Annotated in this window: 18 protein-coding genes; 9 read left to right on the forward strand and 9 right to left on the reverse strand. The window is 51.6% G+C overall.

The features are described 5' to 3' along the window. Positions 1 to 29: 29 nt before the first annotated feature. Both arsR and A9587_RS24670 read right to left on the reverse strand, forming a co-directional pair. On the reverse strand, positions 30 to 383 hold the full coding sequence (arsR, locus tag A9587_RS18005) for an As(III)-sensing metalloregulatory transcriptional repressor ArsR (protein ID WP_000025636.1): 354 nt from the start codon (positions 381 to 383) through the stop codon (positions 30 to 32). Between the two features lie 307 nt (positions 384 to 690). Next, positions 691 to 864: a hypothetical protein gene (locus tag A9587_RS24670; RefSeq protein ID WP_157942545.1), complete on the reverse strand. Its 174-nt coding sequence runs from the start codon at positions 862 to 864 to the stop codon at positions 691 to 693. A 27-nt stretch (positions 865 to 891) separates the two neighbouring features. Here A9587_RS24670 and dinQ point away from each other — a divergent pair, with 27 nt between their 5' ends. Next, positions 892 to 975 (forward strand): damage-inducible type I toxin DinQ, encoded by an 84-nt coding sequence (dinQ, locus tag A9587_RS18015; protein ID WP_001295215.1) that lies wholly within the window; start codon positions 892 to 894, stop codon positions 973 to 975. 53 nt (positions 976 to 1,028) lie between these two features. Here the strand turns inward: dinQ and gorA are convergent, their stop codons facing one another. Together gorA and rlmJ are read right to left on the reverse strand one after the other, a co-directional pair. Further along, positions 1,029 to 2,381 carry a glutathione-disulfide reductase gene (gene gorA / locus A9587_RS18020; protein WP_001517286.1) on the reverse strand — a complete coding sequence of 451 codons (1,353 nt, stop codon included), beginning with the start codon at positions 2,379 to 2,381 and terminating at the stop codon, positions 1,029 to 1,031. A gap of 71 nt (positions 2,382 to 2,452) precedes the next feature. Then, the gene (gene rlmJ / locus A9587_RS18025) at positions 2,453 to 3,295 is read right to left on the reverse strand and encodes a 23S rRNA (adenine(2030)-N(6))-methyltransferase (RefSeq protein WP_001517285.1); all 843 of its coding nucleotides are present in this window, start codon (positions 3,293 to 3,295) and stop codon (positions 2,453 to 2,455) included. A 262-nt stretch (positions 3,296 to 3,557) separates the two neighbouring features. Here rlmJ and prlC point away from each other — a divergent pair, with 262 nt between their 5' ends. Together prlC and rsmJ are read left to right on the forward strand one after the other, a co-directional pair. Further along, on the forward strand, positions 3,558 to 5,600 hold the full coding sequence (prlC, locus tag A9587_RS18030; protein WP_000184159.1) for an oligopeptidase A: 2,043 nt from the start codon (positions 3,558 to 3,560) through the stop codon (positions 5,598 to 5,600). Between the two features lie 7 nt (positions 5,601 to 5,607). Beyond that, positions 5,608 to 6,360: a 16S rRNA (guanine(1516)-N(2))-methyltransferase RsmJ gene (rsmJ, locus tag A9587_RS18035; protein WP_000686602.1), complete on the forward strand. Its 753-nt coding sequence runs from the start codon at positions 5,608 to 5,610 to the stop codon at positions 6,358 to 6,360. Positions 6,361 to 6,407: 47 nt separating this feature from the next. On the opposite strand, the gene dtpB is transcribed toward rsmJ, so the two are convergent. Both dtpB and uspA read right to left on the reverse strand, forming a co-directional pair. After that, positions 6,408 to 7,877: a dipeptide/tripeptide permease DtpB gene (gene dtpB / locus A9587_RS18040; protein WP_001098671.1), complete on the reverse strand. Its 1,470-nt coding sequence runs from the start codon at positions 7,875 to 7,877 to the stop codon at positions 6,408 to 6,410. A gap of 308 nt (positions 7,878 to 8,185) precedes the next feature. Next, a complete protein-coding gene (uspA, locus tag A9587_RS18050; protein ID WP_000323571.1) occupies positions 8,186 to 8,620 on the reverse strand; it encodes a universal stress protein UspA in 435 nt (144 codons plus the stop codon). A 390-nt stretch (positions 8,621 to 9,010) separates the two neighbouring features. On the opposite strand from uspA, the gene uspB reads away from it, so the two are divergent. Next, positions 9,011 to 9,346, forward strand: coding sequence for a universal stress protein UspB (gene uspB / locus A9587_RS18055; RefSeq protein WP_000626185.1), 336 nt, complete (start codon positions 9,011 to 9,013; stop codon positions 9,344 to 9,346). A 67-nt stretch (positions 9,347 to 9,413) separates the two neighbouring features. Here uspB and pitA read toward each other — a convergent pair whose 3' ends face one another. Beyond that, complete coding sequence (gene pitA, locus A9587_RS18060) at positions 9,414 to 10,913, reverse strand: inorganic phosphate transporter PitA (protein ID WP_000902773.1); 1,500 nt, start codon at positions 10,911 to 10,913, stop codon at positions 9,414 to 9,416. 230 nt (positions 10,914 to 11,143) lie between these two features. On the opposite strand from pitA, the gene A9587_RS18065 reads away from it, so the two are divergent. After that, a complete protein-coding gene (locus A9587_RS18065) occupies positions 11,144 to 12,337 on the forward strand; it encodes an NAD(P)/FAD-dependent oxidoreductase (RefSeq protein ID WP_000439152.1) in 1,194 nt (397 codons plus the stop codon). Between the two features lie 99 nt (positions 12,338 to 12,436). Here the strand turns inward: A9587_RS18065 and A9587_RS18070 are convergent, their stop codons facing one another. Further along, entirely contained in the window at positions 12,437 to 13,489 is a 1,053-nt protein-coding gene (locus A9587_RS18070) for a DUF2776 family protein (protein ID WP_105263314.1), read from the reverse strand. A gap of 529 nt (positions 13,490 to 14,018) precedes the next feature. Here A9587_RS18070 and A9587_RS25120 point away from each other — a divergent pair. The 4 genes from A9587_RS25120 to A9587_RS18085 all read left to right on the forward strand — a co-directional run bounded on the left by A9587_RS25120 (position 14,019) and on the right by A9587_RS18085 (position 19,118). Continuing rightward, positions 14,019 to 14,132 (forward strand): hypothetical protein, encoded by a 114-nt coding sequence (locus tag A9587_RS25120; protein ID WP_214678606.1) that lies wholly within the window; start codon positions 14,019 to 14,021, stop codon positions 14,130 to 14,132. Positions 14,133 to 14,194: 62 nt separating this feature from the next. Next, entirely contained in the window at positions 14,195 to 15,262 is a 1,068-nt protein-coding gene (locus A9587_RS18075) for an HlyD family secretion protein (protein WP_000361522.1), read from the forward strand. Then, positions 15,259 to 17,994: a ribosome-associated ATPase/putative transporter RbbA gene (rbbA, locus tag A9587_RS18080; protein ID WP_016249314.1), complete on the forward strand. Its 2,736-nt coding sequence runs from the start codon at positions 15,259 to 15,261 to the stop codon at positions 17,992 to 17,994. Before A9587_RS18075 ends, rbbA begins: the two co-directional genes overlap by 4 nt. After that, positions 17,994 to 19,118, forward strand: a complete 1,125-nt coding sequence (locus A9587_RS18085; protein WP_001314210.1) for an ABC transporter permease — start codon at positions 17,994 to 17,996, stop codon at positions 19,116 to 19,118. Before rbbA ends, A9587_RS18085 begins: the two co-directional genes overlap by 1 nt. Before the next feature lie 168 nt (positions 19,119 to 19,286). Here A9587_RS18085 and nikR read toward each other — a convergent pair whose 3' ends face one another. Beyond that, positions 19,287 to 19,688, reverse strand: a complete 402-nt coding sequence (gene nikR, locus A9587_RS18090; protein ID WP_001190061.1) for a nickel-responsive transcriptional regulator NikR — start codon at positions 19,686 to 19,688, stop codon at positions 19,287 to 19,289. Positions 19,689 to 19,692 lie beyond the last annotated feature (4 nt).

The following is a 19,692-nucleotide window of genomic DNA, read 5'->3' on the forward strand; positions in this document are numbered from 1 at the left end:
GAAAATTCATATATGTGTGGGTAAATTTTTTAGCTGCAAATGGTCTTACTGTCTGCGGAACAATTTTGTCGGGCCAGGTTACGGACAATTGCCTGAACATTTTCCTGTTCACATCTCCAGGTCTGCTCAATAATTTTCGCAGCCCAGGAAGGAATATGCGGAGATAAACGGTAATGAACCCACTTACCTTGTTTGCGATCCAGCAATAAGCCGCTTTCACGCAGCAATGCCAGGTGGCGTGAGATCTTGGGCTGCGACTGATTCAGGGCAGTACAGAGATCACAGACGCATAACTCACCCATCTCGCTGAGCAGTAAAACGATACTCAAACGCGTTTCATCGGCAAGAATTTTGAACAGTTGGATGGGTAACAGAATTGACATATTGCGCTCCTGATTGTTGCAGGTAGTGTCTCTCTTCGAAATGAATAAGTCAAAAACATATATGATTTAACGGATGTATAGGTGCAAAGGAAGGTAATGGGTGTGAATTAAGAGTTGGGTATTTATTTGAAAAGGGGTCTGAATCAGGACGTAAAAAAACCGACTTTGCGTCGGTTTTTTACTTTCCAGCCCAGAGTTGGTGGCCCTGGTCGGAGTGAGATAGTCATCATCTAACGCATCAATGCTAATACCATACTGAAACTATTGCAAGGACATGCTGGTTTTATAAACTATAAGCACTGTATAATTATCCAGTTAGCTCTGAGGCATTTTCACTCTGGTAATGCGCATAAACGCTTTCAAAGTCCTGATCAGTGGTACGGGTGGTGCCGTTAACTGATGCTCTGGCCGGAGTGAGATAGTCGTTATCTAACAATGAGACATGCACCGTGACAGGCAATGGATGAGTAAGCGGATGCATTCTCACTCCATAGCATGGAGAAAACGGGTGATTGATAAAGCAATCATTGTTCTTGGGGCGTTAATTGCGTTGCTGGAACTGATCCGCTTCCTGCTTCAGCTTCTGAACTGATAGCGGAAACGTAGCTAAGGGCAAAGAGCACACCACTCTTTGCCCTTTAACATTTAACGCATAGTAACGAACTCTTCTGCCGCCGTCGGGTGAATAGCGACGGTGTTGTCGAAGTCTTTCTTGGTTGCGCCCATCTTCAGCGCTACCGCGAAGCCCTGCAACATTTCATCCATACCAAAACCAATACCATGAATACCGACAATCTTCTCTTCTGGCCCAACGCATACCAGCTTCATGCGGCACGGCTGGCGGTGAGTGGTGACAGCGGTATACATGGCGGTGAAAGAGGATTTATACACTTTCACCTGATCGTCGCCGTACTGCTCACGCGCCTGCGGTTCTGTTAAACCAACAGTACCAATCGGCGGATGGCTGAAAACGACGGTCGGAATATTGCTGTAATCCAGATGTTCATCCGGCTTGTTATTAAACAGGCGTTCAGAGAGACGACGACCCGCTGCTACTGCAACCGGCGTCAGTTCCACCGCGCCAGTGTTATCGCCCACCGCGTAAATACCTTCAACGTTAGTATTTTGATATTTATCGACGACGATATAACCTTTTTCGTTGGTTTTAACGCCAGCAGCTTCGAGGTTGATGTTGTCATTGGCAGGTTCACGCCCAATCGCCCAAATCAGGCAATCCACCGTTTCACTGCGACCATCTTCCAGCTCCAGCGTCAGGCTGCCATCGGCATTTTTCACCACCGCTTTCGGGATTGCATTGGTGTGCAGTTGTGGGCCTTCGGCGTTCATCACCTCGACCAGTGTTTCAGTGATCATCGGATCAAAGCTGCGCAGTGGTGCGTGTTTACGCACAAACAGATGCGTTTTCGCGCCGAGGCCGTTAATCACGCCAGCCAGTTCAACGGCGATGTAACCTGCGCCAACAACCGCCACGCGCTCTGGTAAAGCGGGAAGGGCGAAGAAACCATCGGAATCAATGCCGTATTCCACGCCCGGAATATCCGGATGGCTCGGACGGCCACCGGTGGCGATCAGAATATGATCAGCAGTGATGGTTTCACCGTTAACTTCCAGCGTTTTGGCATCAACGAAGCGAGCAAAACCTTTGATTACATCAACGTTATTTTTACCGAGTACGTTTTCATAGGAGGTATGGATACGGTCGATATAGGCGGTACGGCTGGCGATCAATGTATCCCAGTTGAACTTATTAATGGTGGTATCAAAGCCATAATCCGGGCCGTACATGTGGATGGCTTCACGGATTTGCGCCGCGTGCCACATCACTTTTTTCGGCACGCAGCCGACGTTCACGCAGGTGCCGCCCAGTTCTTTGGCTTCAATCAGCGCGCATTTCTGGCCGTACATAGCCGCGCGGTTGATGGAGGCGATACCGCCGCTGCCGCCGCCGATGGCGATGTAATCATAGTGTTTAGTCATGACAGAGTGTCCTTATCGTTGATTACCGCGATTGTAGCGCGAGACGTAAAAGGTGCCAGCAATGGCTGCAATTACTCCGGTACGATCCAGTTTACGGTAGCGTGCCCGGTGCCTGCCGGAACCAGTTTGCTGTGTAGCCACGGCAGCACGTTATTCATTTGCTGTTCCAGCTTCCACGGAGGGTTAATGACAATCATGCCAGAAGCGGTCATGCCACGGCGATCGCTGTCTGGCAGCACCGCCAGTTCAATTTGCAGAATTTTGCGAATACCGGTCGCTTCCAGATCGTGGATCATGCGCTTAATTTGCTGACGCAGCACTACCGGATACCACAATGCGTAAGTGCCAGTGGCGAAACGTTTGTAGCCTTCTGCTATCCCACTGACCACCGCCTGATAGTCTGTTTTCATTTCATACGGCGGGTCGATAAGGATCAGGCCACGGCGGGAGACCGGCGGCAGTTTAGCTTTAAGCTGCAGGAAGCCGTCGGCTTTTTCTACGCGCGCACGGCTGTCTTTCTGAAATTCAGAACGCAGTAACGGATAATCGCTGGGGTGCAACTCGGTCAGTTGCAGGCTGTCTTGTTCACGCAGTAACTGACGGGCAATCAACGGCGAACCAGGGTAATAACGTAGCTGCCCACTACGGTTGAAGTGTTTTACCACATTGATGTACGACTCCAATTCTGCGGGCAGGTCATCCTGCTGCCAGATACGGGCGATGCCTTCGAGATATTCGCCTGTACGCTCGGCATGTTCGCTACTTAACTGATAACGCCCCGCACCCGCGTGGGTATCGAGATAGAGAAACGGTTTATCTTTCTCTTTCAGCGACTCGATGATCAGGCTCTGAACGGTATGTTTAAGGACGTCGGCGTGGTTGCCAGCGTGAAAGCTGTGGCGATAACTGAGCATGGGTAAAGGTGTTCCGGTAAGTAAAAATCGGCCCGTATTCGGGGCGCACAAAAGCGTATCAGAACAGTATACCGAAAAGAGGCCGCCGCCGCGAAAGCGTAACGTTTCTCATTGAAATTCACTACACTTAACCCCATGCTATTACCCATTACGCGTCGGATGGCATCGGCCTACCAAAGTAGGTCGGATAAGACGCCTGCGTCGCATCCGGCGAAAGCGCCTGCGAGCGTTTCGTTCCCCCTATTTAACCAGGACTGTACCTATGACGAATCCGTTACTGACTCCCTTTGAACTCCCGCCGTTTTCAAAAATCCTCCCGGAACATGTGGTTCCAGCCGTCACTAAGGCGTTGAACGACTGCCGCGAAAATGTAGAGCGCGTGGTAGCGCAAGGGGCACCGTACACCTGGGAAAATCTCTGCCAGCCGCTTGCAGAAGTCGATGATGTACTGGGACGTATTTTCTCCCCGGTTAGCCACCTGAACTCGGTGAAAAATAGCCCGGAACTGCGTGAAGCTTACGAACAAACGCTGCCGCTGCTGTCGGAATACAGCACCTGGGTAGGGCAACATGAAGGGCTATATAAAGCGTACCGTGACCTGCGCGATGGCGATTACTACGCCACGCTGAACACAGCGCAGAAAAAAGCGGTTGATAACGCACTGCGTGATTTTGAACTTTCTGGCATCGGCCTGCCGAAAGAAAAACAGCAGCGTTACGGTGAGATTGCTACCCGTCTTTCCGAACTGGGCAACCAGTACAGCAACAACGTCCTCGATGCGACGATGGGCTGGACTAAACTCGTCACCGACGAAGCGGAACTGGCGGGTATGCCAGAAAGTGCATTGGCTGCGGCAAAAGCTCAGGCCGAAGCGAAAGAACTGGAAGGTTACCTGCTGACGTTGGATATCCCAAGCTATCTGCCGGTAATGACCTACTGCGACAACCAGGCCCTGCGTGAAGAGATGTATCGCGCTTACAGCACCCGCGCCTCCGATCAAGGCCCGAACGCTGGTAAGTGGGACAACAGTAAAGTGATGGAAGAGATCCTCACCTTGCGTCATGAACTGGCGCAATTGCTGGGTTTTGAAAACTACGCCTTTAAATCACTCGCCACTAAAATGGCAGAAAATCCGCAGCAGGTGCTTGATTTCTTAACCGATCTGGCAAAACGCGCACGTCCACAAGGTGAAAAAGAACTGGCGCAACTGCGCGCCTTCGCCAAAGCCGAATTTGGCGTCGATGAGTTGCAGCCGTGGGATATTGCGTACTACAGCGAAAAACAAAAACAGCATCTTTATAGCATCAGCGACGAACAACTGCGTCCGTACTTTCCGGAAAACAAAGCGGTTAACGGCCTGTTTGAAGTGGTTAAACGTATTTACGGCATCACCGCCAAAGAGCGTAAGGATGTCGATGTCTGGCATCCGGATGTACGTTTCTTCGAACTCTATGACGAGAACAACGAACTGCGCGGCAGCTTCTACCTCGATCTGTATGCCCGTGAAAACAAGCGCGGCGGGGCGTGGATGGATGACTGCGTAGGCCAGATGCGTAAAGCCGACGGTTCGCTGCAAAAACCGGTCGCTTACCTGACCTGTAACTTCAACCGTCCGGTGAATGGTAAACCGGCGCTGTTTACCCACGACGAAGTGATCACCCTGTTCCATGAGTTCGGTCACGGCCTGCATCATATGCTGACCCGCATCGAGACCGCAGGCGTTTCCGGTATCAACGGGGTGCCGTGGGATGCAGTCGAACTGCCGAGTCAGTTTATGGAAAACTGGTGCTGGGAGCCGGAGGCGCTGGCGTTTATCTCTGGTCATTATGAAACCGGCGAACCGCTGCCGAAAGAGCTGCTGGATAAAATGCTGGCGGCGAAAAACTACCAGGCAGCGCTGTTTATTCTGCGTCAACTGGAGTTCGGCCTGTTCGATTTCCGTCTGCACGCGGAGTTCCGTCCTGAACAAGGCGCGAAGATCCTCGAAACGCTGGCAGAAATCAAAAAACTGGTTGCCGTGGTGCCGTCTCCGTCCTGGGGGCGTTTCCCACATGCTTTCAGCCACATTTTTGCCGGAGGTTATGCAGCAGGTTACTACAGCTACCTGTGGGCCGACGTGCTGGCAGCGGATGCCTTCTCACGCTTTGAAGAAGAGGGTATTTTCAACCGTGAAACCGGACAGTCATTCCTCGACAATATTCTGAGCCGTGGCGGTTCAGAAGAGCCGATGGAGCTGTTCAAACGCTTCCGTGGTCGTGAACCGCAACTGGATGCGATGCTGGAGCATTACGGCATTAAGGGCTGATCAGTCAGTGAAAATCTGCTTAATTGATGAATCGGGCACCGGAGACGGTGCCTTATCTGTTCTGGCGACCCGCTGGGGGCTGGAGCACGATGAAGACAACCTGATGGCCTTAGTGTTAACGCCGGAGCATCTGGAACTGCGCAAGCGCGATGAGCCGAAACTTGGCGGTATTTTTGTTGATTTTGTTGGCGGAGCGATGGCACACCGACGCAGATTCGGCGGCGGACGCGGTGAGGCGGTAGCAAAAGCGGTGGGCATTAAGGGTGATTATCTGCCGGATGTAGTCGATGCCACTGCAGGTTTGGGGCGCGATGCCTTTGTGCTGGCTTCGGTGGGCTGCCGCGTGCGGATGCTGGAGCGTAATCCGGTGGTTGCCGCGCTGCTCGATGATGGCCTGACGCGTGGCTATGCCGATGCGGAAATCGGCGGCTGGTTACAGGAACGTTTGCAGTTAATTCACGCCTCCAGCCTGACGGCGCTGACCGATATTACCCCGCGCCCACAGGTGGTCTATCTCGACCCGATGTTCCCGCATAAGCAGAAAAGTGCGTTAGTGAAAAAAGAGATGCGCGTGTTTCAGTCGCTGGTTGGGCCGGATCTCGATGCGGATGGGTTGCTGGAGCCTGCTCGCCAGTTAGCGACAAAACGCGTGGTGGTCAAACGGCCGGACTACGCCCCGCCGCTGGCGAATGTCGCCACGCCTAACGCGGTCGTTACCAAAGGGCATCGCTTTGATATTTATGCCGGGACACCAGCGTAAAAGTAAACCGGGTAGCGTTACTGCTACCCGGTTTGCTGCAGGAAAAATTAATTGCTTTCTGGCGTCTCAATCATCCGTTTCAGCCACGGCACCATCAGCAGCATTACCACCGCAACGCCCAGCGTGACCAGACCAATTTTGCTAAACACATCGATGTAGACCGGTAATGTCTGTAGCGGATCGGTAATGTTGTCCGGCACGGCGGTAAATGTCGCTACATAGCCGCCCAGCAAGAATGCGGCTGCCTGCGTCAGGAACCACATCCCGAGAATAAATCCCATCAAATGCTGCGGCACCAGCGCAGCAATCATCGCCAGACCCAGGGCGCTAATAAACAGTTCACCCAGGCTCTGGAACAAGTAAACCAGGACGATAAACCACGGCGATGTCAGTCCCTGGGCATCAGCAAACCACATCCCCGCAGCGGCGGCAGTCAGAAAACCCAATGAACACATAAACATACCAAGGGTGAATTTCATCGGCATCGAGAGATCTTTGCCTTTGCTGCCCAGACGGGTATAGATAGTCGCCAGTACCGGGCTGGCAATGACCACCCAGAACGGATTGAGCGCCTGGAAGCTGACCGGGTTGATGGAAAAGCCGAGGATTTCATGATGCACGTTGTTGATGGCAAAGAAGTTCAGTGATGTTGGCATCTGGGCGTAGAGGATGTAAAACACCACCGCTTCGAGCATCAGCACAAAGGCGACAAACATCTTGTTGCGCCCGGTTTTATCCAGCTTGAATGCCTGACGGAAGAAAATAATGGTGACGACGATGGAGAGGACAATCAGCACCAGGTTGGCAACTTCCACGTTGTGCATCAGCCATGCGCAGACGAAGATCATCACCACGCTGCCAATCAACACGTACAACAGTTTGCTGAAGCTCATTGGTCGAAAGTCTGGCGCAGAACCAATATCTTTTACCATTCCACGACAGGCGATGTAGACCAGTAACGCGACAATTAACCCCGCACCGCACAGATTATAGGTGACGGAATAACCAAATCTGTCAGCGATAACTGGTGCCAGCGATAATGCTATCAACGAGCCGATGTTGATTGACATGTAAAACAGGGTGAAAGCGCCATCGAGCCGCGGATCTTTTGGCGGATAGCACTTAGAAAGCAAGCTGGCAGGGTTGGCTTTAAACAAGCCGTTGCCGACGGCGATAGTCCCCAGCGCGATGAAGATCAGGTCAGGTTTGAGTAACGACATCCCGGTCATAAAGTAGCCAATCGCCAGCACAATTGCCCCGAGAACAATGGTGCGTTTGGTTCCCAATAGATGGTCGCCAACATAACCGCCGATCGAGATAAGGCCATAGACCAGCGCCGCAAAGGCACCAAAGGTGACAAAGGCTTGCTCTTGTGAAAATCCGAGCTGTTTAACGAAGAAAACCGCCAGCACGCCTTGCACGCCGTAGTAGCCGAATCGTTCCCATAATTCGACAAAAAAGATCATAAAAAATGGGCGAGGTTGCTGCAGCATCCCAGTGGGTGTTGTTGTATTCATATTTATTAACCTTCCAATACCGTCCTGAAAAGTATGAACGCGTAAGTGATTGCGCGCGAAAGATTTTACACGCGTCTAAAATTCTTAATATTGATGTAATGAATGCATTAATGCACTATCACAGCAAAAATAACCAGCCAATCATGCTGATGTTTTTATGTGTAATGGCGTTACATGCTTTTTTATGGGGTGTAAATTTGAATTGCTCGCTACGCAGTGAGCTTTCTGACTGCAGATTAACATCGGCTCAAAACAAAAAGCAGAACGCCCGCATGAGCGGGCGTTCAGGAGCAAGTAGAGGGGAATGATTATTCTTCTTCGTCACGCAGTGGAACAATCAGCATATCAACGTGAACGGTGTTGATTAGCTGGCGTGCGGAAGACATCAGTTTGCTCCAGAAGTCCTGGTGATGACCACAAACCACCAGATCCATATCGTATTTCTTGATCGCATCAACCAGAACCTGACCCAGATCGCCGCTGCCGCTCAGAGTTTCAGTAATTGGGTAGCCTGCGTTAGTGGAAAGCTCAGTCAGCGCGTGATGAGTCTCTTCGGAAATGCGTTTCTGCATATCACCCAGATTCACATCAATAAGTCCGGTGTATAGGTCAGAGTAGTTTACATCTACGTGGATCAGAGAAACCTTCGCATTGTAGGGGCGGGCCATAGAGACCGCTTTCTCTACCAGAACTTTGCTTTCCGGGGAGAGATCGACCGCGATGAGAATGTGTTTATAAGCCATAGTGTTACTCCTTCCATAAAGTTGTCGATGACTGGCCAGCTAGCGTTTCTTGTGCCGTTACGTCACCCGCGTCCTGCGAACTACGTGCGCGGGGCTAACCCAGCCGTAAAGATTCAGTGTTAAGACCATCCTTACCTTATAGCGACCTGGATGATCCGTCAATCCGCCTTGCTTACCAATCAGATAATCAAATTTTCGACATGAATATATTGATAGTGGTTAACCTTATGGAAAAAAAACAACCTGATCTCCTACACTATCTATAGAGCCGCTCGGATGTTCGTTACGACAAAAGCGGTTTCTCCAGGACCTGGTGTTAACTGATTGGCAGCGTATCGGGAGCGGTAGCCCCGGGGTGGAACTCCGTGGGCAGGTCGCCGGGGAGGAGGTATGATAAGCACCGTCGCATTATTTTGGGCTTTATGTGTCGTTTGCATTGTTAACATGGCGCGCTATTTCTCATCACTACGCGCGTTGTTAGTGGTACTGCGTAATTGCGATCCATTGCTCTATCAATATGTTGATGGAGGGGGCTTTTTTACCTCACATGGCCAACCCAACAAACAGGTTCGTCTCGTTTGGTATATCTATGCTCAGAGGTATCGTGATCATCACGATGATGAGTTTATTCGTCGCTGCGAGCGTGTGCGTCGGCAGTTTATCCTGACCAGCGCATTGTGTGGTCTGGTGGTGATAAGCCTGATTGCATTGATGATTTGGCATTAAGTACCACGGCAATAAGGCATAAAAAAAGCGGGCCAGAAAACTGACCCGCTCGTTTTTATGCGTGCGATTACAGGAACTGCAAAGAGATCCAGTACAACCCGCCGGAGAGCAGCACTGCAGCCGGGAGGGTAAACACCCAGGCCATCAGAATGCTGGTTACCGTTTTACGCTGCAAGCCACCGCCATCAACGACCATCGTCCCCGCTACGGAAGAGGAGAGTACGTGAGTGGTGGAAACAGGCATCCCGGTATAACTCGCCAGACCGATAGACACCGCCGCCGTCATCTGGGCAGACATCCCCTGAGCGTAGGTCATGCCTTTCTTACCGATTTTCTCACCGATAGTCGTCGCCACACGACGCCAGCCAATCATCGTCCCGATACCTAACGCCAGCGCGACCGCCATGATGATCCATACCGGAGCATACTCGATGGTGCTAAGCATATCGGACTTCAATTTCTTCAACAGACGCTGATCATCCGCAGTGACGCCAGGCATTTTCACCACTTTGTCGATAGTGTCAGAAACGCACAGCATAATGCGGCGCATCTGGCTACGCTGGTCAAGCGACAGCTTGTCGTAGCTTTCCACATCGGCGGTCAACATGCCCTTCAGGCGGTTGAGCGCGTTAATGGTATTCGACGGATGGCAATGGAACTCCGCAGGCTGTGTTGCGCCTGCTTCCGGAGTCGGCACTAACTGATCAGCACCGGTCGCCTGTTTGAGCAGCGCAGGGTGTTGCTCAAAGTAAGCTTCCACGTTGTTGATAGCATCGCGGGTACGAGTGATTTCGTAACCTGTGGCATTCATATTAACCACGAAGCCTGCTGGTGCGACGCCAATCAGTACCAACATAACCAGACCAATGCCTTTCTGACCATCGTTCGCACCGTGAGAAAACGCCACGCCGACAGCGGAAAGGATCAGTGCGATACGTGTCCAGAACGGCGGCTTTTTCTTACCGTCTTTCTTTTCACGCTCCGCTGGGGTCAGGTGGATACGGGCGCGTTTCTTGGTGCCGCTCCAGTAGCGACGCAGCAAGAAAATCAGACCACCAGCAAACACCAGGCCGACAATAGGGGAAACGATCAGAGATGCGAAAATACTTAATACTTTCGGGATATTGAGTGCATCCACCACTGACGTACCGGTCATCAACGCATTGGTTAAACCAATACCGATAATCGCGCCAATCAGCGTATGGGAGCTGGATGCAGGCAAACCAAAGTACCACGTACCAAGGTTCCAGATAATCGCCGCCAGCAACATAGAGAACACCATAGCAAGGCCATGAGACGATCCCATATTAAGCAGCAGATCTGTCGGCAGCATATGCACAATGGCATAGGCAACACTAAGACCACCCAGCAAAACACCCAGGAAGTTGAACACTGCCGCCATAACCACTGCGAGCTGAGAACGCATCGCGCGGGTATAGATGACAGTTGCCACGGCGTTGGCGGTGTCATGGAAACCATTGATGGCTTCGTAGAACAGCACAAAAGCCAGTGCAAGCAATAATAACAGCCCGGTATGCAAATCCAGGCCAGCAAACAAATGTAGCATAGGACGTTACGCCATTTTGAGGACATGAACGCGGCGCATTATCAGTGACTTTCGCGGCGCGGGCAAAGTGAAATATAGATTTTTTTGATTTGCCTCCTGTATGAATTTCACTCAAAAAATAATTATCTTATATAATTCAGATAAATACTTCCCCTAAGTAATATTGATGCTGGTGCGGCCACTGAGGAATCTTTACAATTCACGCCCATTTTTTCTAAGAGGAGCGCAACGTGGAAAGGTTTGATGCCATTATTATAGGCGCTGGTGCGGCTGGTATGTTCTGTTCTGCGCTGGCAGGTCAGGCAGGGCGCAGAGTTTTGCTGATCGATAATGGTAAAAAACCGGGGCGCAAAATCCTCATGTCTGGTGGTGGGCGCTGCAACTTTACCAACCTTTATGTCGAGCCTGGTGCCTATCTGAGCCAGAATCCGCATTTTTGTAAGTCTGCCCTCGCCCGATTTACGCAGTGGGATTTTATTGATCTGGTCAATAAACACGGCATCGCCTGGCACGAGAAAACGTTAGGGCAACTCTTTTGCGATGACTCCGCACAGCAGATTGTTGACATGCTGGTGGCAGAGTGTGAGAAGGGTAATGTGACCTTCAGATTGCGTAGCGAAGTGCTGAGTGTGGCAAAGGATGAAACGGGTTTTACGCTTGAACTGAATGGTATGACCGTCGGCTGCGATAAACTGGTCATTGCGACCGGAGGCCTCTCGATGCCGGGTCTGGGCGCGTCGCCGTTCGGTTATAAGATTGCCGAACAATTTGGCCTCAACGTGTTGCCGACGCGCGCTGGTCTGGTGCCATTCACACTGCATAAACCGTTGCTGGAAGAGTTACAGGTGCTGGCAGGCGTTGCAGTACCTTCAGTGATCACCGCTGAAAACGGCACGGTGTTCCGTGAAAATTTACTCTTCACGCATCGTGGCTTATCTGGTCCGGCGGTGTTGCAGATATCCAGCTACTGGCAACCGGGTGAATTTGTCAGCATCAATCTGCTACCGGATGTCGACCTGGAAGCCTTCCTTAACGAGCAGCGCAGTGCACATCCGAATCAGAGCCTGAAGAACACGTTGGCGGTTCATCTGCCGAAACGGTTGGTTGAACGGTTGCAACAACTTGGGCAAATCCCGGACGTCCCGCTAAAACAGCTCAACGTGCGTGACCAACAGGCGCTGATTACCACATTGACCGAGTGGCGCGTACAACCCAACGGCACCGAAGGCTATCGCACCGCCGAAGTGACTCTCGGCGGCGTGGACACCAATGAACTCTCATCACGGACGATGGAAGCGCGCAAAGTGTCTGGGCTGTACTTTATTGGTGAAGTGATGGACGTCACAGGCTGGCTGGGAGGCTATAACTTCCAGTGGGCGTGGTCCAGCGCGTGGGCTTGTGCGCAGGATTTGGCGGCAGAATAAGACGTAAAGTACCCCCTCGTTTTCGCAGTGAAATCAGGGGGAATCAACCTGAATAAAGCCCAGATAAGACGCTCAGCGTCTTATCTGAAGTCTTTTCTATTATTTTTTTGCAGACCCTGCTTCTAATATAGAAACGATTGAAAATAGCGTAAAACACACTGCACCTAAGCCAACCAGAACCCGCGAGGGAATAAAGTAAGCCATATCGGTTTGCGCAATCTCTGCAAGGAATGCCGCGAGGAACAGGCAAAACAGACAGGTAAATACGGGTATCATGGGTATTCTGTTGGTTAACGAACAGGCGCGTCTCCAGACCAGCGCCAGCAACCACACTTTGGAGAAAATACTGTAGCAGATCATCCCCAGACAAATGAGAATAATACCCGGAGCCAGACGGGCATTTTCATCTGAACTGATTAATACGTAGATGCCCTGAATAACGGTAAGTGAGCCGAGTAAAATAACCCAATAACACCAGAGCCAATGTTCTTTCGCTGAGAACGTATTCCGCGTTTGATGGATGATGGTAGCAACCAGACCAATAAGACAAGCGCAAATTGCTGTTAGCCCCAGGAGCACATGGCCTGCAACATAATGTGGTGTGATATTTGCGTTGCGTAACAGCACTATTGACCAAATAAAACCGAAGAGAGTGAGCAGAACGGGGATAGCAATTAAGTAATTACCGATAGTTGAAGAATACGCCTGCAATGGTGTTCCATCACTCTTACTACCCGCTGCGTTTTTCGGGATCAGCAGAAAATGCCCGGAAGAGGCCGCCACGGTTGATACGCAGGCGGCAATCATGCCAACACCGAAAATCACATGCCCGGCGACAAATTCATCTGCCATCACATTATCGCTGGCCAGAAATGACCATCCCCAAATCATAGTTGCAATGGAGCCAGCATAACCAATAACAGGGAATAATGTGTTGTAGAGTTTATTCACGCCATGATTTAACTGAGAGATAATAATAAATGCGGTAGTGAACAATGCCAGACATATTGCAGAGAGAGAAATCAGAACATGCCCTGCAACGAAGTATTCACTTTGTCCAGAACCTGCTAATACAAACTCACCTAATGCGATGCATATTACCCCCATTAGCAAAGGGATTAATTTAAATAACCATCCAATATAGATATTCATCTCTATCTCCATATGTTTTTCTGCTAATATCAGAAAACGTATAAGTAGTATTTTCAGCTAATTAAATATAACAATGAGATACCACTAATTGTAAAAAGTAACTTTACTATAGCTGGATTTATTGTTGTAAGTATCGGCTTTTAGAGATGGATTAAAGCTGGTAATTAAATATTTATCCTACGATGAATTCTGAATTAATATATTTTTCTTATTTTCATCGTTGCGTAAGGTGCAGTCTTTTCTCATTCATCACCTTTTCGTAAAAAACGTATTCACATTCGGGAAATATTCGTACTCAAGGGGATAATAACTCTGTGTGATAGTTACATTATTTCCTGTTGTGAAAATTTATGTCGCACAACCTGAGAACCTGTAAAAAGGATTTTTGGTTAAGAACGTAATCGAAATGTAGAACATCGTGGTGTATCACAAGCTGATAGTAATCAAATAGACAACATGAATATAACTGTTAGTATTTAATTGATTTCAATTATGAGTATGCGTGTTTCATTTACGGCCAGGAATGCTGATGATGACAACATTACTACCCGTTTTCACTAAGCCTTCCCCGTTGGTGCTCATCTTGCAGCGCCCTGGCCGCATATGCCGTTTCCTTCTTATCCCGGATGGAAGAATCCGCTGAACGTCGTTCAGTGGCAGTTGTAACACGTTTCGTTTGCTTACAGGGATTATGGCGGATCGATTATGGATAAGAGTAAACGCCATCTGGCGTGGTGGGTTGTCGGGGTTCTGGCGGTTGCTACCGTCGTGGCATGGTGGTTGTTGCGCCCGACAGGTGTGCCGGAAGGTTTTGCCGTCAGTAATGGGCGCATTGAAGCGACGGAAGTGGATATCGCCAGCAAAATCGCCGGGCGTATCGACACTATTCTGGTGAAAGAAGGCCAGTTTGTCCGCGAAGGTGAAGTGCTGGCGAAAATGGATACCCGCGTGTTGCAGGAGCAGCGGCTGGAAGCCATCGCACAAATCAAAGAAGCACAAAGCGCCGTTGCTGCCGCCCGGGCCTTGCTGGAGCAGAGGCAAAGTGAAACTCGCGCCGCGCAGTCGCTGGTCAATCAACGCCAGGCTGAACTGGACTCCGTTGCCAAACGTCATACCCGTTCCCGCTCGCTCGCCCATAGTGGGGCTATTTCTGCGCAACAACTGGATGATGACCGCGCCGCTGCCGAAAGCGCCCGTGCTGCGCTGGAATCGGCAAAAGCCCAGGTTTCTGCCTCTAAAGCCGCTATAGAAGCGGCACGCACCAATATCATTCAGGCGCAAACGCGTGTCGAAGCCGCACAAGCCACTGAACGGCGTATCGCGGCAGATATCGACGATAGTGAACTGAAAGCCCCGCGCGACGGACGTGTGCAGTATCGGGTTGCTGAGCCTGGTGAAGTGTTGGCGGCAGGCGGTCGGGTGCTGAATATGGTCGACCTGAGCGATGTCTATATGACCTTCTTCCTGCCAACCGAACAGGCTGGCACGCTGAAACTGGGCGGGGAAGCGCGTCTGATCCTTGATGCCGCGCCAGATCTGCGTATTCCGGCGACCATCAGCTTTGTCGCCAGCGTTGCCCAGTTCACGCCAAAAACCGTCGAAACCAGCGATGAACGGCTGAAACTGATGTTCCGCGTCAAAGCGCGTATCCCACCGGAATTACTCCAGCAGCATCTGGAATATGTCAAAACTGGCTTGCCGGGCGTGGCGTGGGTGCGGGTGAATGAAGAACTTCCGTGGCCTGAAGACCTGGCGGTGAGGTTGCCGCAATGACGCATCTGGAACTGGTTCCCGTCCCGCCTGTCGCGCAACTGGCGGGCGTGAGCCAGCATTATGGAAAAACCGTTGCGCTGAACAATATCACTCTCGATATTCCGGCCCGCTGTATGGTCGGGCTGATTGGCCCTGACGGTGTCGGGAAGTCGAGTTTGTTGTCGTTGATTTCTGGTGCCCGCGTCATTGAGCAGGGCAGCGTGATGGTATTGGGCGGCGATATGCGCGACCCGAAGCATCGCCGCGACGTCTGCCCGCGCATCGCCTGGATGCCACAAGGACTGGGCAAAAACCTCTACCACACCTTGTCGGTGTATGAAAACGTCGATTTTTTCGCCCGCTTGTTCGGTCACGACAAAGCGGAGCGGGAAGTGCGAATTAATGAACTACTGACCAGTACCGGGTTAGCACCTTTTCGCGATCGTCCGGCGGGTAAACTCTCCGGCGGCATGAAGCAAAAACTTGGGTTGTGTTGTGCGTTAATCCACGATCCGGAATTGTTGATTCTTGATGAGCCTACGACGGGGGTTGACCCGCTCTCCCGCGCCCAGTTCTGGGATCTGATCGACAGCATCCGCCAGCGGCAGAGTAATATGAGCGTGCTGGTTGCCACCGCCTATATGGAAGAGGCCGAACGCTTCGACTGGCTGGTAGCGATGAATGCCGGAGAAGTGCTGGCAACCGGAAGTGCCGAAGAGCTGCGGCAGCAAACGCAAAGCGCCACGCTGGAGGAAGCATTTATAAATCTGTTGCCGCAAGCGCAACGCCAGGCGCATCAGGCGGTAGTCATCCCACCGTATCAACCTGAAAACGCAGAGATTGCCATCGAAGCGCGCGATCTGACCATGCGTTTTGGTTCCTTTGTCGCTGTTGATCACGTTAATTTTCGCATTCCACGCGGGGAGATTTTTGGGTTTCTCGGTTCGAACGGCTGCGGTAAATCCACCACCATGAAAATGCTCACCGGGCTGCTGCCTGCCAGCGAAGGTGAAGCGTGGTTGTTTGGGCAACCAGTCGATCCAAAAGATATCGATACCCGCCGGCGGGTGGGTTATATGTCGCAGGCGTTTTCGCTTTATAACGAACTCACCGTGCGGCAAAACCTTGAGTTACATGCCCGCTTGTTTCACATTCCGGAAGTGGACATTCCTGCGCGAGTTGCTGAGATGAGCGAGCGTTTTAAGCTCAACGATGTTGAAGATGCACTGCCGGAATCCCTGCCGCTCGGTATTCGTCAGCGACTTTCGCTGGCTGTGGCGGTGATTCATCGCCCGGAGATGTTAATCCTCGATGAGCCTACTTCTGGCGTCGATCCAGTGGCGAGGGATATGTTCTGGCAGTTGATGGTGGATCTCTCGCGCCAGGACAAAGTGACCATTTTCATCTCCACCCACTTTATGAACGAAGCGGAACGCTGTGACCGCATCTCGCTGATGCACGCCGGAAAAGTACTCGCCAGCGGCACGCCGCAGGAGCTGGTTGAGAAACGCAGGGCTGCCAGCCTGGAAGAGGCATTTATCGCCTATTTGCAGGAAGCGGCAGGGCAGAGCAACGAAGTTGAAGCACCGCCCGTGGGACATGACACCACTCACGCGCCGCGTCAGGGATTTAGCCTGCGTCGTCTGTTTAGCTACAGCCGCCGCGAAGCACTGGAACTGCGACGCGATCCGGTACGTTCAACGCTGGCGCTGATGGGGACGGTGATCCTGATGCTGATAATGGGTTACGGCATCAGTATGGATGTGGAAAACCTGCGCTTTGCGGTGCTTGACCGCGACCAGACTGTCAGCAGCCAGGCGTGGACACTCAATCTCTCCGGTTCCCGTTACTTTATCGAACAGCCGCCGCTCACCAGTTACGACGAGCTTGAGCGCCGGATGCGTGCAGGAGATGTGACGGTAGCGATTGAGATCCCACCCAATTTTGGCCGCGATATTGCACGCGGTACGCCGGTGGAAATCGGCGTCTGGATCGACGGCGCGATGCCCAGCCGCGCTGAAACGGTAAAAGGTTACGTGCAGGCGATGCATCAGAACTGGCTACAGAACGAGGCAAGCCAACAATCGACACCAGCCAGTCAAAGCGGTCTGATGAACATTGAGACGCGCTATCGCTATAACCCGGACGTAAAAAGTCTGCCAGCGATTGTTCCGGCGGTGATCCCGCTTCTGTTGATGATGATTCCGTCAATGCTAAGCGCCCTTAGCGTGGTACGGGAAAAAGAGTTGGGGTCGATTATCAATCTCTACGTTACGCCTACTACCCGCAGCGAATTTTTGCTCGGTAAACAGCTACCGTACATCGCGCTGGGAATGCTGAACTTTTTCCTGCTCTGCGGCCTGTCGGTGTTTGTGTTTGGCGTGCCGCATAAAGGCAGTTTCCTGACGCTCACCCTGGCGGCACTGCTGTATATCATCATCGCCACCGGAATGGGGCTGCTGATCTCCACCTTTATGAAAAGCCAGATAGCCGCCATTTTCGGTACTGCCATAATCACGTTGATTCCGGCGACGCAGTTTTCCGGGATGATCGATCCGGTAGCTTCACTGGAAGGGCCGGGACGTTGGATTGGCGAGGTTTATCCGACCAGCCATTTTCTGACTATCGCCCGTGGGACATTCTCGAAGGCGCTGGATCTGACTGATTTGTGGCAACTTTTCATCCCGTTGCTGATAGCCATACCGCTGGTGATGGGCTTAAGCATCCTGCTACTGAAAAAACAGGAGGGATGATGCGCCATTTACGCAATATTTTTAATCTGGGTATCAAAGAGTTGCGCAGTCTGCTCGGTGATAAAGCGATGCTGACGCTGATTGTCTTCTCGTTTACGGTGTCGGTGTACTCGTCGGCAACCGTTACGCCAGGATCGTTGAACCTCGCGCCGATCGCTATTGCCGATATGGATCAATCGCAATTGTCGAACCGGATCGTTAACAGCTTCTATCGCCCGTGGTTTTTGCCACCGGAGATGATCACCGCCGATGAGATGGATGCCGGACTGGACGCCGGACGCTATACCTTCGCGATAAATATTCCGCCAAATTTTCAGCGTGATGTCCTCGCCGGACGCCAGCCAGATATTCAGGTGAACGTCGATGCCACGCGCATGAGCCAGGCATTCACTGGCAACGGTTATATCCAGAATATTATCAACGGTGAAGTGAATAGCTTTGTCGCGCGCTACCGTGATAACAGCGAACCGTTGGTATCGCTGGAAACCCGCATGCGCTTTAACCCGAACCTCGACCCCGCGTGGTTTGGCGGGGTGATGGCGATCATCAACAACATTACCATGCTGGCGATTGTGCTCACCGGATCGGCACTGATCCGTGAGCGTGAACACGGCACGGTGGAACACTTGTTGGTGATGCCGATAACGCCGTTTGAGATCATGATGGCGAAGGTCTGGTCGATGGGGCTGGTGGTGTTGGTGGTGTCGGGATTATCGCTGGTGCTGATGGTGAAAGGTGTGCTGGGCGTACCGATTGAAGGCTCGATCCCGCTGTTTATGCTGGGTGTAGCGCTCAGTTTGTTTGCCACCACGTCAATCGGCATTTTTATGGGGACGATAGCACGTTCGATGCCACAGCTTGGGCTGCTGGTGATTCTGGTGTTGCTACCGTTACAAATGCTTTCCGGTGGCTCTACCCCGCGCGAAAGTATGCCGCAGATGGTGCAGGATATTATGCTGACCATGCCGACGACACACTTTGTTAGCCTCGCGCAAGCCATTCTCTACCGTGGTGCCGGATTCGAAATCGTCTGGCCGCAGTTCCTGACGCTGATGGCAATTGGCGGCGCGTTTTTCACCATCGCGCTACTGCGATTCAGGAAGACGATTGGGACAATGGCGTAAGGAAGGGAAACCTGGCTTCATATTGTGATGTCATAAAGCGAAGTCATAAATTTTAGCTGCGTTCATTACGCAGAACATCTGCCTTTACAGGATCTATCTATGCAACTGAACTTAATTTTATAAATTAAGTTCAGTTAATATCTTTTCTTTCCTCGTTTCAGAAATAAATCAATCTTCCTTCGGCAAGCACTGCAAATGCCCGTGCCGCACGCCGCGCTGGGCGATAACATCATCGGCAAAATGCTGTATATCGCCCATGTCACCTTTCAGCACGGCGATTTCCAGACAGTCGTCGTGATTGATATGTACATGCAGTGTGGCGACCGAGAGGTCGTGGTGGTGATGCTGGGTGGAGACAATACGGCTGGCTAAGTCGCGTTTTTCGTGTTCATACACATACGACAGCACCGCGAAACCTTGTGTGCCGTGCTGCTGGGTAGCCTCCTGTGCCAGAGCGCTACGCAGAATATCGCGGATAGCTTCGGAACGGTTGTTATAGCCGCGACGCTGGCTCAGGCTGTCCAGCGTCTCCAGTAAATCGTCATCAAGCGTGATGGTGACTCGTTGCATTTGC

This window comes from Escherichia sp. MOD1-EC6162, from assembly GCF_002965125.1.
GTDB lineage: Bacteria > Pseudomonadota > Gammaproteobacteria > Enterobacterales > Enterobacteriaceae > Escherichia > Escherichia marmotae.

What these genes read in the sequence shown, in the direction of transcription:
- uspA (WP_000323571.1), bottom strand. Translation starts at nt 8,620, where the DNA reads ATGGCTTATAAACACATTCTCATCGCGGTCGATCTCTCCCCGGAAAGC.
- nikR (WP_001190061.1), bottom strand. Translation starts at nt 19,688, where the DNA reads ATGCAACGAGTCACCATCACGCTTGATGACGATTTACTGGAGACGCTG.
- A9587_RS25120 (WP_214678606.1), top strand. Translation starts at nt 14,019, where the DNA reads ATGATGACAACATTACTACCCGTTTTCACTAAGCCTTCCCCGTTGGTG.
- A9587_RS18070 (WP_105263314.1), bottom strand. Translation starts at nt 13,489, where the DNA reads ATGAATATCTATATTGGATGGTTATTTAAATTAATCCCTTTGCTAATG.
- A9587_RS24670 (WP_157942545.1), bottom strand. Translation starts at nt 864, where the DNA reads ATGCATCCGCTTACTCATCCATTGCCTGTCACGGTGCATGTCTCATTG.
- rlmJ (WP_001517285.1), bottom strand. Translation starts at nt 3,295, where the DNA reads ATGCTCAGTTATCGCCACAGCTTTCACGCTGGCAACCACGCCGACGTC.
- dtpB (WP_001098671.1), bottom strand. Translation starts at nt 7,877, where the DNA reads ATGAATACAACAACACCCACTGGGATGCTGCAGCAACCTCGCCCATTT.
- uspB (WP_000626185.1), top strand. Translation starts at nt 9,011, where the DNA reads ATGATAAGCACCGTCGCATTATTTTGGGCTTTATGTGTCGTTTGCATT.
- rbbA (WP_016249314.1), top strand. Translation starts at nt 15,259, where the DNA reads ATGACGCATCTGGAACTGGTTCCCGTCCCGCCTGTCGCGCAACTGGCG.
- pitA (WP_000902773.1), bottom strand. Translation starts at nt 10,913, where the DNA reads ATGCTACATTTGTTTGCTGGCCTGGATTTGCATACCGGGCTGTTATTA.
- arsR (WP_000025636.1), bottom strand. Translation starts at nt 383, where the DNA reads ATGTCAATTCTGTTACCCATCCAACTGTTCAAAATTCTTGCCGATGAA.
- prlC (WP_000184159.1), top strand. Translation starts at nt 3,558, where the DNA reads ATGACGAATCCGTTACTGACTCCCTTTGAACTCCCGCCGTTTTCAAAA.
- A9587_RS18075 (WP_000361522.1), top strand. Translation starts at nt 14,195, where the DNA reads ATGGATAAGAGTAAACGCCATCTGGCGTGGTGGGTTGTCGGGGTTCTG.
- gorA (WP_001517286.1), bottom strand. Translation starts at nt 2,381, where the DNA reads ATGACTAAACACTATGATTACATCGCCATCGGCGGCGGCAGCGGCGGT.
- A9587_RS18085 (WP_001314210.1), top strand. Translation starts at nt 17,994, where the DNA reads ATGCGCCATTTACGCAATATTTTTAATCTGGGTATCAAAGAGTTGCGC.